At 39.6% G+C, this 12494-nt stretch carries 14 protein-coding genes; 12 read left to right on the forward strand and 2 right to left on the reverse strand.

The genetic code is table 11. From position 1 onward, the window contains the following. From G7B20_RS13375 to G7B20_RS13430, 12 genes are all read left to right on the forward strand, one after another. A complete protein-coding gene (locus tag G7B20_RS13375; protein WP_164111918.1) occupies window positions 1-591 on the forward strand; it encodes a hypothetical protein in 591 nt (196 codons plus the stop codon). Continuing rightward, entirely contained in the window at window positions 591-1043 is a 453-nt protein-coding gene (locus G7B20_RS13380; protein ID WP_164111919.1) for a nitrous oxide reductase accessory protein NosL, read from the forward strand. The genes G7B20_RS13375 and G7B20_RS13380 overlap by 1 nt, the downstream gene beginning before the upstream one ends. 4 nt (window positions 1044-1047) lie before the next feature. Then, window positions 1048-2301, forward strand: coding sequence for a nitrous oxide reductase family maturation protein NosD (locus G7B20_RS13385; protein ID WP_164111920.1), 1254 nt, complete (start codon window positions 1048-1050; stop codon window positions 2299-2301). After that, a complete protein-coding gene (locus tag G7B20_RS13390) occupies window positions 2298-3023 on the forward strand; it encodes an ABC transporter ATP-binding protein (RefSeq protein ID WP_164111921.1) in 726 nt (241 codons plus the stop codon). Before G7B20_RS13385 ends, G7B20_RS13390 begins: the two co-directional genes overlap by 4 nt. Further along, window positions 3016-3783 carry an ABC transporter permease subunit gene (locus tag G7B20_RS13395; RefSeq protein WP_164111922.1) on the forward strand — a complete coding sequence of 256 codons (768 nt, stop codon included), beginning with the start codon at window positions 3016-3018 and terminating at the stop codon, window positions 3781-3783. The genes G7B20_RS13390 and G7B20_RS13395 overlap by 8 nt, the downstream gene beginning before the upstream one ends. Before the next feature lie 160 nt (window positions 3784-3943). Next, on the forward strand, window positions 3944-4867 hold the full coding sequence (gene ric, locus G7B20_RS13400) for an iron-sulfur cluster repair di-iron protein (RefSeq protein ID WP_164111923.1): 924 nt from the start codon (window positions 3944-3946) through the stop codon (window positions 4865-4867). A 12-nt stretch (window positions 4868-4879) separates the two neighbouring features. Next, on the forward strand, window positions 4880-5719 hold the full coding sequence (locus G7B20_RS13405) for a DUF2249 domain-containing protein (protein WP_164111924.1): 840 nt from the start codon (window positions 4880-4882) through the stop codon (window positions 5717-5719). A 10-nt stretch (window positions 5720-5729) separates the two neighbouring features. Continuing rightward, window positions 5730-6995: a hypothetical protein gene (locus G7B20_RS13410; protein WP_164111925.1), complete on the forward strand. Its 1266-nt coding sequence runs from the start codon at window positions 5730-5732 to the stop codon at window positions 6993-6995. After that, on the forward strand, window positions 6992-7321 hold the full coding sequence (locus G7B20_RS13415; protein ID WP_164111926.1) for a metal-sulfur cluster assembly factor: 330 nt from the start codon (window positions 6992-6994) through the stop codon (window positions 7319-7321). The genes G7B20_RS13410 and G7B20_RS13415 overlap by 4 nt, the downstream gene beginning before the upstream one ends. A 105-nt stretch (window positions 7322-7426) precedes the next feature. Beyond that, window positions 7427-9532, forward strand: a complete 2106-nt coding sequence (locus G7B20_RS13420; RefSeq protein WP_164111927.1) for a ribonucleoside triphosphate reductase — start codon at window positions 7427-7429, stop codon at window positions 9530-9532. Further along, window positions 9529-9714, forward strand: coding sequence for an anaerobic ribonucleoside-triphosphate reductase (nrdD, locus tag G7B20_RS19625; RefSeq protein WP_164111928.1), 186 nt, complete (start codon window positions 9529-9531; stop codon window positions 9712-9714). Before G7B20_RS13420 ends, nrdD begins: the two co-directional genes overlap by 4 nt. Continuing rightward, entirely contained in the window at window positions 9695-10369 is a 675-nt protein-coding gene (locus tag G7B20_RS13430; RefSeq protein WP_164111929.1) for an anaerobic ribonucleoside-triphosphate reductase activating protein, read from the forward strand. The genes nrdD and G7B20_RS13430 overlap by 20 nt, the downstream gene beginning before the upstream one ends. 27 nt (window positions 10370-10396) lie before the next feature. On the opposite strand, the gene G7B20_RS13435 is transcribed toward G7B20_RS13430, so the two are convergent. Further along, the gene (locus G7B20_RS13435; protein WP_164111930.1) at window positions 10397-11620 is read right to left on the reverse strand and encodes a hypothetical protein; all 1224 of its coding nucleotides are present in this window, start codon (window positions 11618-11620) and stop codon (window positions 10397-10399) included. A 155-nt stretch (window positions 11621-11775) separates the two neighbouring features. Next, window positions 11776-12366: a phosphatase PAP2 family protein gene (locus G7B20_RS13440; RefSeq protein ID WP_240466013.1), complete on the reverse strand. Its 591-nt coding sequence runs from the start codon at window positions 12364-12366 to the stop codon at window positions 11776-11778. Window positions 12367-12494 lie beyond the last annotated feature (128 nt).

Raw genomic sequence — 12494 nt, forward strand, 5'->3', positions numbered from 1 at the left:
GTGAGAAATCCAGGTTCAATTAAAAAAATCCACCGTGTGCTCCTAGTTTCATCAGGTTTGCTGCTCTTTACGACCATTTTTTTCCCGATATGGAGAATCGAGCTGGATGCAGCTCAGTATCCCGAAGGCCTAGAACTACTCATCTACAGTAATAAACTGGCAGGACAGGTCGACATAATTAATGGTTTAAACCATTACATAGGAATGAAGACGCTACATGCAGCGGATTTTATTGAGTTCACCATTCTCCCTTATATACTGGGGATGTTCGCCTTGGCCTTCATCGCTGTAGGTATATTTGGCAAGCTGAAGGCTCTAAAAATACTCTTCACCGCCTTTGTACTATTTGGAATTATAGCCATGGTGGATTTTTGGATCTGGGAATATAATTATGGGCACGATCTAGATCCCAACGCTGCTATCAAAGTACCTGGCATGGCTTACCAACCACCCCTTATCGGATTTAAACAATTGTTAAATTTTGGGGCTTACTCTATACCGGATATTGGTGGGTGGATTATCGTTGGGGTCGGCGTTGTGCTTTTATATTGCTTAGGGGCAGAATGGAAATCAACTAAAAAAAATATATAATGACTAATCCTATACAAAAAAATATAGCAAAGATCTGGACTTTAGTTTTGTTGGTCGTGGGGTTACAAGCTTGTAACGCTAGCGGACCAAAACCCATAAACTATGGTAAAGATCAGTGTGTGTATTGTAAAATGACCATCTCTGACGCTAGATTCGGGACGCAGCTACTAACAAAAAAAGGCCGCACCTATAATTTTGATGATTTATCTTGCATGGTAGCTTTCGCTGCTGAAGGTACCGTCTCAAAACAAGATATCGAAAACCTGTACGTACCGGATTACAGCCAAGACAAAAAGTTATATCCAGCCAACGAAATGTTTTTCTTAAAGAGTGAAAGTCTGAAAAGCCCTATGCGTGGAGATATTGCTGCTTTTAAAAATGAAGCTGACTTAAAGCGCGTACAGAAAGAATTAGGAGGAAAACAGCTGGCCTGGAAAGAAATCTGGAAATAAGGAAATGAGAAATTTCTATTTACTTAAGCAACTTTTTTTTTTACTTACCTACCTAATGGTGAGCGGCAATCTATATGCCGACACCATTAAGGTAGGAAACAAGGAGTCTATAAAATCAATTCGGAAAGCTATCCAGATAGCTAAACAAGGAGATACTGTCGTCGTCGAAAAAGGTGTGTACAAAGGGAATATCACCATCGATAAGCCGTTAACTCTAATTGGGAATAATCTTCCAACTCTTGATGGCGAAAAAAAATATGAACCTATTTCGATAAAATCACCTGACGTCATAGTAAAAGGATTTCTGATCAAATCCTCTGGCCACTCCTCGCTCACGGATATTGCCGGCATCAAGGTATATAATACCGAACGCGTCACCATAAGCAACAATGTTTTAGAAGACAACTATTTTGGAATTTATTTTCAAGCCTCAAAAAACTGTATAGCAGAGAACAATTCGATCACAGCCTATGGGTCGACAGAACAGCTCAGCGGGAACGGCATACATGCCTGGAATAGTGACAGCCTCTCTATCTATCACAATAAAATATTGGGGCATCGCGATGGCATATACCTTGAATTTGTAACCCATACACATGTAGAAAAAAATCTATCTAAAAATAACATCAGATACGGCCTACATTTTATGTTTTCACATGATAATGCCTATATCCAAAACGAATTTACGCATAACGGAGCAGGAGTCGCAGTGATGTATACGAAACGTGTCCGTATGGAATACAATGTTTTCAATGAAAACTGGGGTGATTCTGCCTATGGCCTCTTACTAAAGGACATCACCGATAGTGAAATCAAACACAACAAATTCAGTAAAAACACAACTGCCATTTTCATGGAGGGCAGCAACCGGATTCATATCGAAAACAATCAAATCGAACATAATGGATGGGCCTTAAAAATACAGGCCAGCTGCACAGATAATATGCTAATCAACAACAACTTCATAAACAACACTTTTGACGTAGCAACGAACAATATGACGTTGATGGAAAACACCTTCAAGCTTAATTTTTGGGACAAATATGAAGGTTACGATCTGGACAGGGACGGTATAGGCGATGTCCCCTATCGTCCAGTAAGTCTATTCTCTGTCATCGTAGAACAATACCCTATGGCCATGCTATTGTTCCGTAGCTTCATGTCTAAATTACTGGACCGTACAGAACGGGTAATGCCTAGTCTTACCCCAGAAAAATTAAAGGACGACACCCCTCATATGAAACCTATTGCCGTATGATAAAAATTGAAAATATCTGTAAAAGTTTTGGTAAAATAAAAGTACTAAAAGAGATAAACCTAAATTTTGACCGCGGGCAATGCATTGCATTAATAGGCCCCAATGGCTGTGGTAAAACCACACTGATAAAATCGATATTGGGTATGGTCGTACCTTCATCGGGTACCATTCTAGTCCAGAACAAAAGTATTAAACAAGCTTGGGAATACCGTAAAGACATTGGATACATGCCCCAAATAGGCCGATACCCAGACAATATGACTATCGGACAAGTATTGGATATGATGAAAGACATACGTGCCGATCTCCACCAGGATTGCGACACAGAGCTTTACCGCGAATTCAAAATGGAAGAATTGTTAACGAAAAGAATGAGCACATTATCTGGGGGGACGCGACAAAAGGTGAGTGCCTGTATTGCCTTTATGTTCAAACCACAGATCTTGATATTGGACGAACCTACTGCAGGATTAGACCCGATATCTACGGAGATCCTCAAAGATAAAATACGAAGAGAACAGGACAACAACAAACTGATCATAATTACCTCCCACATTCTTAGTGATTTGGACGAGTTAGTCTCCGAGATTATTTATATGGAAGATGGCCAGCTTCGATTCCATAAAAACATTGATGCTTTGAAGCAGGAAACGGGAACAGAAAAATTGGGAAAAGCTATTGCCCAAATCATGTTATCTTCTAATACCAAGGATTATGCATAAAATCATTAAATATGTTATCAGTGATATCCTACGTAGCAAAACGATTATCGCATACACTTTGATCCTTTTTGCCCTCTCTTTTAGTATACTAGGGATGGAAAACAATGCTGAAAAAGGGATAGTGAGCTTAATGAACATTGTGTTGTTTGTCGTACCTTTAGTAAGTATCATCTTTTCGACGGTCTATCTTTACAATAGCGCAGAGTTTATCGAACTATTAGTCAGCCAACCGTTAAAACGCACAAAAATATGGACTAGTATTTTCTTAGGGCTATCTGGCGCCACTACATTTGCCTTTTTATTAGGTGTAGGTATACCGATAATTATCTTCGCTTGGATACCTTCGGGTGTACTCTTATTGGCATGTGGAGCTGCACTTTCTATGATTTTTGTTTCCGTAGCCTTATGGACTTCAGTACGTATCCGAGACAAAGCAAAAGGGATAGGTTTAGCCATTTTGATATGGTTATATTTTGCCTTGTTATTCGATGCTATAGTGCTCTTTGTGATGTTCCAATTTTCGGATTATCCGATTGAAAACGCAATGGTCGCATTCACAATGCTCAATCCAATTGATATCACACGGATTATTATATTGTTGCAAGTGGATCTATCCGCCATGATGGGCTATACCGGAGCGATTTTCCAAAAATTCTTCGGTACAGGCGGAGGAATGATTTTGACGATAATCATTTCTTTTTTGTGGATAGCTCTCCCTCTCCTTTTGTCAACAAGATACTTCACAAAAAAAGACTTATAACACACTGAATACCAAATACTGACAATCCATTAACAATTTTAACGGACGCTATGAGCAAAGTCATAAAATAGCGACTCTAAGTGGGGTAAATTTGTACTATACCGAATAAGGGAAATCGGTGACATATGATAAAATAACATTTTAAATAAAGTTGATTATTATGATAAAGACTACAACACTGGATGTAACTACTATTGAACCGAGATTTAAGCATCCTACAATTTTCGAGCATTTTGATAGTCTAGTAGAAGGAGAAGGATTCGAAATTTTGAATGACCATGATCCTAAGCCATTGTACTATCAATTATTGGGTGAACGTGGAAATATCTTTACTTGGGAATATCTTGAACACGGGCCAGAATGGTGGCGTGTGCGTATTTACAAACCAATAAAAAAGGATAAAAATCATCCTACTGTGGGAGAAATCGCGGCACAGGATATAAAAAAAGTCGAAGTGTTCAAAAAACTAGGAATTGACTTTTGTTGTGGTGGCAAGAAAACAATACAAGAAGCTGCGCAATCTATTGGCATGGATCCTGAACAGTTGCAGTATGAACTGGAGAATGCTAAATCGAGCAGTTCAGCGGGTATTCAGCATGATTTTAACTCTTGGGAGCCTGGCTTTTTGGCTGACTACATCACCAATGTACACCACCACTATATCCGTGAACAAGGGCCGATTATAACCCAGTTGGCGAATAAAGTAGCTATGAGACATGGATCAGAAAGAAAAGAACTCTTTAAGTTAGCAACCGGTATACATGACTTTATGGAAGATCTCTACAAACATATCCTACATGAAGACCAAAAGATTTTCACTGTGGTGAAGCAACTAAGCTCTGGTACGGATATCGATTTAAAGGAGCTAGAAAGTGCTATTCAGTATCTGGAAGAAGAGCACGAACAAGCCGGTGAAAATCTGAGTCTTTTTAGAACATGGACAGATAACTACAAATTACCGGAAAATGCGTGCAATTCTTACACTTATCTTTTCGAAAAAATTAAAGAATTTGAAAACGATCTTTTACAACATATACATCTGGAAAACAACATACTATTTCCAAAAGCGCTTGCCTTGAATTAACAACAAAACATCATGATTAGTGTAAACCAACATACCAAAATCGCCGCAATCATCAAAGCAAATCCAGAAAGTATTACAGCCATAGCATCTTTAGCCAAGCCATTACATAAGCTTAAAAACCCACTTCTTCGGCGTTTGCTAGCTTCGCGGGTTACTATTGCGGAAGCTGCTGCTATGGGAGGCTGTGAAATTGCAGACTTTGAACGTGTGTTGGTTCCTCTCGGATTTGTTTTTGAAACATTACCGATAAAACATGAACATGCGGAAGCAGCGACCATGAGACCGGATTGGTTGACGAACCTCCCCCCTCATGCCCAAAACCTATTTGATGTACGCGAATTAATTGATAATGGTGAAGATCCTTTAAAGATGATACTTCAACATTATCATTCGCTACCAGAGGGACATGCGTTGTGCATTGTAAACAGCTTTATCCCTTACCCTTTAATATCGGTAATAGGCAAAAAGGGAGCTCAATATCACGTCGAAACCTTATCTCCAGATCTCCATCACACCTGGTTTTTAAAAAAAGAGTTACAAGGATCAATAACTGACAACCATAATAGTAGCAGCATTAATATGCTTGACACCCAAGAATTTGAAGCGATCTTGTCAAAACACACTAAAAAGCAGATAATAACACTGGATGTCAGGCATTTGCCCATGCCTTTACCCATGGAGACTATTCTTCAAGCCCTGGGAGAATTAAATGAAGATGAATTACTTTATGTTTATCACAAACGTGTACCCTTACATTTGATGGAAGAACTTGAAGACAGTGACTTTGCAATCCGAATTTGTGAGTTTGGACGAGACGATATACGACTTCTCATCCATCAAGAGGTACATTAAATAATCCTACATGGCTGATCTATTCGTTCACCGAGCCCCTAAATCGCTGGCTGTCATCCCATTTTACATAACAGCAGCTGTTTTCTTTTTAGGATGCAGTATACTTTTGTTTATTTCCTCTGCAGAACTGACCGGCCATCATTTTAATCCCCATATTTTAGCTATTGTACATGGGTTAGTATTGGGCTGGTGCACCATGATAATTTTTGGAGCAGTGTACCAATTACTACCCGTATTATGCGAGAACGAGCTTTACAGCTGTAAACTAGCCTTTCTTTCTTATCTTACTTTATTGATGGGCAGTTCTATGCTAATCTACTGTTTTTGGAGATTCCACATTGGGACCCTCCTGATTATCGGTGGAAGTATTGTTGTTTTTTCGGCATTATGTTTTCTGCTCAATATCTGCACGACCATTATCAAAGCGACCAAGAGCAGTCCTTATCAATATTTCATAATCAGCTCCGCTATATGGTTGGTGCTCACCACATCAGCCGGATTACTTTTAGCTATCAATCTCGTTTACAACTTTATTCCAAGAGATCATCTAGACCTCCTCAAACTTCATGCGCACGCAGGTATTGTCGGTTGGTTTTTACAATTAATCTGTGGAGTCGGAGCTAAACTAATTCCTATGTTTCTGTTAGGGAAAGCCAAAAGGACCTATTTGTTACATGCAGCCTTAATACTTCAAAATACGGGACTCGTTTTATTTATTACACATGCCTTTTTCAAAAAAATAGACCTAGTAGCCGCCATATATATTGCACTAATTATTATCGGCACACTATTGTGGTGTTGGTACATCTGGGAGGCTGTAAAGACAAGAATTCGAAAAAAAATAGACTTGCTGATGAAACAAGCTATTTATTCACTCTACATCAAATTACTAGCAGTAATTGTGCTCGGGATTACGTTTATCAGTACCGAAAGCAAATGGATCACCCTCTACGGTACGCTCATCTTTCTAGGTTGGATAACAGGTATAATTATCAGCAAAACTTTTAAAACACTTCCATTCATCATCTGGAATAATCATTACAGAAATATCCATGGTAATGCAAATATACCTCTTCCCAAGAATCTCTATAGTAAGAAGCTCGTAACGTACCAAACATTTCTGTTTATCACTGCTCTACTATTGCTGTGTTTAGCCCTGTTAGTCGACCGAAAATGGCTATTGCAGGTAGCAACAGCATCCTGGATAGCACTGGCTTTATTATACTGTTATAATGTAGGCACTGTAGTATTACATCAATCAAAATTGGAGAAATGAACATTAGTTTAAATGGTCCATTTGCAAAGGAGCAAATGAAAGCACAGACAGCATTGCTACAGGTTATTGACCCAGAACTAGGTATCAACATTATTGATCTGGGCTTAGTATATGAACTAGACTTTTCAAACGTAGAGACTATTGTAGTAACGATGACTTTCTCTACACCACACTGTCCATTAGGAGATGCCATCCAACAGGGAGTCGTCCATGTCCTTTCTGTAGCTTTCCCTGAACGGCTTATCGATATCAAGATCGTATGGGAACCTGAATGGAACTACGATATGATCACGGAAGAAGGAAAGTTAGCTCTAGGTATAACCTAAAAAAAATCATTATTTTATTATGCCTAAGATCATAAAAAAAGGAGAAACTAGCCTTTAAATTTGTCGTAACCCCTCAATAAAAACTGTACACAAAGAAGTTATGCTATGGAGAAATATGTTATCAAAAGAAATGGTCAGTTTGAACCGTTCCAATTTTTCAAAATAAAAGATGCTATCGAAAAGGGATTTCAGAGTACCCAACATCCTATCGATGAGCAGGTGCTCGATAATGTTGTTAAAGAGCTCGACAAACAAGATACTTGGGCGGTAGAAGATATTCAAAACATTATAGAACATTCATTTTATGAATCGGGATACTTCGAGTCAATGAAATCCTTTATGCTGTACCGCCATACGCGTAAAATGCAGCGTGAACACGTTGATCATCTATTAGATGACACGACCTACATCGACAGCACGCAGACGGTAGAAGAATACATCCGTCAGACAGACTGGCGTATAAACGCCAACGCCAACACCTCATTTTCGAATGCTGGATTGGTCAACAATACTGCTGGAAAGATCATCGCTAACTACTGGTTGGATAAGGTCTATACCAAAGAAGAGGGATATGCCCACCGAAATGCCGATATCCATATCCACGATCTCGATTGTCTCACAGGCTACTGTGCAGGATGGAGTCTACGGGTACTGTTGGACGAGGGGTTCAATGGGGTTCGCGGCCGTATTGAAAGCCGCCCCCCGTCTCATTTTAGAGAAGCATTAGGTCAAATGGCTAATTTTCTCGGTATCTTGCAGAGCGAGTGGGCGGGTGCACAGGCCTTCAGTTCGTTTGATACATATCTTGCTCCTTACGTATTTAAAGATCAGTTACATTATACAGATGTGCTCAAAGCGATCCGAAGTTTTGTTTATAATCTCAATGTACCTGCCCGATGGGGGCAATCGCCGTTTACCAATATCACGCTAGACTGGAACGTCCCTGAAGATCTCAAAAACCAAACACCTACACGAAACCAACGCCATCTATTTGAAGATCTGGAAAACCCTTTGTTATTAGCAAAAGCAAAACAAAGGGGTATAGACACACTACAAGATCTGTGTTACTGCCATTTTCAACCGGAAATGGATATGATCAATAAAGCTTATTATACCGTAATGACCGAAGGTGATGCACATGGGCAACCTTTTACTTTTCCAATTCCGACGGTCAATATAACTGAAGATTTTGATTGGCATAGTGAAAATGCACGTCTTCTATTTGAGAATACGGCAAAAATCGGATCTTCCTATTTTCAAAACTTCATCGGCAGCCAATACATATTAGATGAGGATGGGCAGCGGATTGAAAATCCAGAAGCGTACAAGCCCAATGCAGTACGAAGTATGTGCTGTCGTCTACAGTTAGATCTACGTGAATTATTAAAACGAGGCAATGGACTATTCGGTAGTGCGGAGATGACAGGAAGTATTGGGGTAGTAACCATCAACATGGCAAGGCTCGGATTTCTCTTTCAGGCTGAAAAAAAAGCACTCTACCAGCGGCTAGATTACTGGCTGGAAATTGCCAAATCTACGCTGGAAAAGAAACGTGTATTTGTTCAAGAACGATACGACAGTGGATTATACCCTTACACCAAACGTTATCTGCCACATTTCCGTAATCATTTCTCTACTATTGGTGTCAATGGAATCAATGAGATGATCCGCAACTATACCGGCGACAAAGAAGACATCTCGACACCTTGGGGCATTAAGTTTGCAATGGAGATACTCGAACACATCCGGTTAAAACTCATTAATTTTCAAGAAACGACAGGTAATCTCTATAATCTCGAAGCTACTCCTGCCGAGGGAACTACTTATCGATTCGCTAAAGAAGATAAAAAGAGATTTCCAACAATACTCCAAGCCGGATCTGGCGAAAACATCTATTACACAAACAGCTCCCAGCTCCAGGTAGATTATTGCGAAGATCCATTTGAAGCACTCTTACTGCAAGACAAATTACAGTGCAAATATACGGGAGGTACCGTCTTGCATCTCTATATGAACGAGCGGATAGGGACAGCGGAAGCCTGCTCATCCTTCGTAAAGACGGTATTATCAAACTTCAAACTACCTTACATCACGGTTACACCAGTTTTCAGTATCTGCCCTATTCATGGCTACCTTACCGGAGAGCACGAATACTGTCCGCAATGTGATGACATACTTATCGTTAAACACACTCAAATTTCATCATTATGACAACAAATTCCACAAATCATGATTTGATATTAAAGCAATATCAAGAAGAACGAAGCAAATGTTTAGTATACACGCGTGTTATGGGCTATCACCGTCCTGTTGAAAGTTTTAACATCGGCAAAAAGGGGGAACATAAACAACGAGCCCACTTTCGATACGAAGATGCGAAGGTCAATATATAACATTACACCATTTACGCTACTAGACTATCCGGAGCATACAGCCTGCATCATATGGTTTGCAGGCTGTAATATGCGCTGCCAATACTGCTATAATCCAGATATAGTGCTTGGAAAAGGAAAACTAACTATTGATAGTGCAGTGGCTTTTTTACATTCGAGACAGCAACTATTAGAAGCCGTGGTTTTCAGCGGTGGAGAATGTACATTACATCCTTCTATAGTTACGCTTGCACGAGAAGCAAAAAAGAGAAATTATCTTGTTAAAATTGACACCAACGGGACCCAGCCCCGCCGTATAGACAAGTTACTCCAAGAGAATCTGGTGGATTACATTGCATTGGATTTTAAGGCTCCACCATATAAGCATGCTGATATTACCCAGTCGGATACCTGGACTACTTTTACGCAAAGCCTACAAATCATCCAAGATTCCCAAATTCAGTTTGAAATACGCACTACTTGGCATAGTGAATTGCTTAACACCAAAGATCTCCAGGAAATGATACATTTTCTTGAAAAAATAAAATACAAAGGTAATTATTATATACAGCGATTTGTCAACGAAGTACCCACGCTGAGCAAATTGTCCCGTAGTAATACACATCTAGACCTCAGTCAGCTAACGTCTCCTGATATACGCATCATAATTCGTTAATTCTTTGCCCTCATAAATTTATCATCATTATGATCGGTGAGCCATCATGCCCGTTAAGCCGATACCTATCACTATAGATGCCGCTAATAGCAAAAAATGAGCATACGGAAGTGAAGTTCCGCCAAGTGCAAGGAGAGCTTGTAGTGCTAAAAAAATCTCATTCATCACTGCGCCCAAAATAAAGATATTAAAAGAAAACATCGCATACCTATTATACTCTATTAAAGATTCCTTATATAGAAAACTTAAAATAAAAATGGAGACAATCAACAAAAGCACTAAGTGGAGGTAACCTACGATGACAGGACGGAAACCATAAACGAAATGGCTTAAAGAAGGAATAACAGACAGACTCTGTAAAAGAACTTTTAACAATATCGCCCAACAAACCAACCACAAAATGACTTTGATACGGCCATGAATCGGTATGGAAGATTTCCTATTTCCTTTATAGAGACTGATCATCCAGTACCCCCACACACAACATTGCCCAATTGCTGCCAAAACAAGTAATATGTACACTATATCCCCCATATCCCACCAAAGTACAGAAAGCAGATATAAAGGTACCGTCACGATAGAAAGGACTTTATAAAGTAGGTCCGTCGAAGGCAATATAACGCCGTATTGTTTCAGTACGTGACAAGCAAGTCCCAATATGGCAAAGAAAAACCAACCATTATATTGAAAATGCAGATAGAAGTAAACTGAAGCTAATTGATTTTGTACATTGGCCTGATGCGTAGACATTATATATGCTAAGTAGAAAGTTCCGATAGCGGAGAGAGCCAGAAATATCATGGCCAACCGAAACCAGCGCGCAATCTTTTGATCCAACTGCTGCTTTTCCATATCCCGCCATAACGCCACCACAAACCAGAAAGACACTAAAATACTCAAACTGGAAAATGTAATCGAAATACCCCCATAGCCCTGATACAGAAAACTAAACAACATACCCAAAGAACAGATGAGATTTGCCCAAAATATACACACATAATGTCGCGGTAATCGGCCGGCCTTCTGAAGTCGAAAGGTCACAACCACCAAACATAACATCAGTGTCTGAGTAACCCATCCAGCAAATGCGAAATGCGAATGCGCATGTTGCATATACTTTAAATTAATAAAGGACATTGGGATGATGAATTTTAATCGCATCAAGATTCCCATAGAAGCAACCAATCCCAGGTTGAAAAGTCCTATTCCTGCCCATTGTTTTACAGTGGTGGTCCATCCGTATCCTGTCATGGGAGACAAAATTAGCTTCCTGAATACAAAAATTTTATGATCAAACGCACAAACATCTAGGAATGTATTGTAGTGCAGTGCTTATGAAAATCATATCTTTTCAGCAATCTATTTAGTCGCAGCTGGACGATTTTCAACAGTATACCTTCCTTTTTCTATTTACGGATCAAATGAACACCAGTCGCTAAGCCACTCCCCAACAAAGCTCCTGCGGCTATATCCGAAGGATAATGCACCCCTAGATACATTCTAGAATAAGCTACGCTGGAGGACCACACAAGAGCCGGGGCGATTACATACCACTTTGGATATACCCCTGATAAAGAGACTGCAGTAGAAAACGCAGAAGAAGTATGTCCTGATGGGAATGCGTAACCGCTAGGCTGCGTCACCGCTACAAAATTGTTATATTTCCGAAAAGGTCTTTTTCGTTTAAACAGCTGCTTTATGCCATAGTTAACCACAGCCGTAATTGCAGTACTGGTACCTATATACAAGGCGTTCTGACGCATAGTCTTGTCGCCATTGATTGCCCCTACAGCAAACAACCCGATGGGAACTCCAATATTTACGTAATTATTGGCATCTGATATAGCTCGAAACATATGGCTCTTTGTATCGCTGCGCGTACGGGCAATATTCCTTAGCGTAGTTATATCAAAATTTTCTTGCGGAAAAACTTCCTGTCCGAATGTCCCAGTGGAATAAGCTACCCAACAAAAAAGCAATAAAAAAAATCTCTTCAAAAGCATAATCGACAATTTAGAGCTGAAATATAAACATTTTAGGGCAATGTTATATTTTTCGGAGAACCTTTGTTAGGTGCTGTGGTCACTCCGTCTTCCTTATGTAAGTCAATTGAAATTAAAGACTT

It is taken from the genome of Sphingobacterium sp. xlx-96 (assembly GCF_011007365.1).
GTDB classification, from domain to species: domain Bacteria; phylum Bacteroidota; class Bacteroidia; order Sphingobacteriales; family Sphingobacteriaceae; genus Sphingobacterium; species Sphingobacterium luzhongxinii.

Bases quoted from the DNA above. Each gene is read 5' to 3' on its own strand.
- G7B20_RS13410 (WP_164111925.1), top strand. From the start codon at position 5,730: ATGGCTGATCTATTCGTTCACCGAGCCCCTAAATCGCTGGCTGTCATC.
- G7B20_RS13415 (WP_164111926.1), top strand. From the start codon at position 6,992: ATGAACATTAGTTTAAATGGTCCATTTGCAAAGGAGCAAATGAAAGCA.
- G7B20_RS13430 (WP_164111929.1), top strand. From the start codon at position 9,695: ATGCGAAGGTCAATATATAACATTACACCATTTACGCTACTAGACTAT.
- G7B20_RS13435 (WP_164111930.1), bottom strand. From the start codon at position 11,620: ATGACAGGATACGGATGGACCACCACTGTAAAACAATGGGCAGGAATA.
- G7B20_RS13395 (WP_164111922.1), top strand. From the start codon at position 3,016: ATGCATAAAATCATTAAATATGTTATCAGTGATATCCTACGTAGCAAA.
- G7B20_RS13385 (WP_164111920.1), top strand. From the start codon at position 1,048: ATGAGAAATTTCTATTTACTTAAGCAACTTTTTTTTTTACTTACCTAC.
- nrdD (WP_164111928.1), top strand. From the start codon at position 9,529: ATGACAACAAATTCCACAAATCATGATTTGATATTAAAGCAATATCAA.
- G7B20_RS13420 (WP_164111927.1), top strand. From the start codon at position 7,427: ATGGAGAAATATGTTATCAAAAGAAATGGTCAGTTTGAACCGTTCCAA.
- G7B20_RS13390 (WP_164111921.1), top strand. From the start codon at position 2,298: ATGATAAAAATTGAAAATATCTGTAAAAGTTTTGGTAAAATAAAAGTA.
- ric (WP_164111923.1), top strand. From the start codon at position 3,944: ATGATAAAGACTACAACACTGGATGTAACTACTATTGAACCGAGATTT.
- G7B20_RS13380 (WP_164111919.1), top strand. From the start codon at position 591: ATGACTAATCCTATACAAAAAAATATAGCAAAGATCTGGACTTTAGTT.
- G7B20_RS13405 (WP_164111924.1), top strand. From the start codon at position 4,880: ATGATTAGTGTAAACCAACATACCAAAATCGCCGCAATCATCAAAGCA.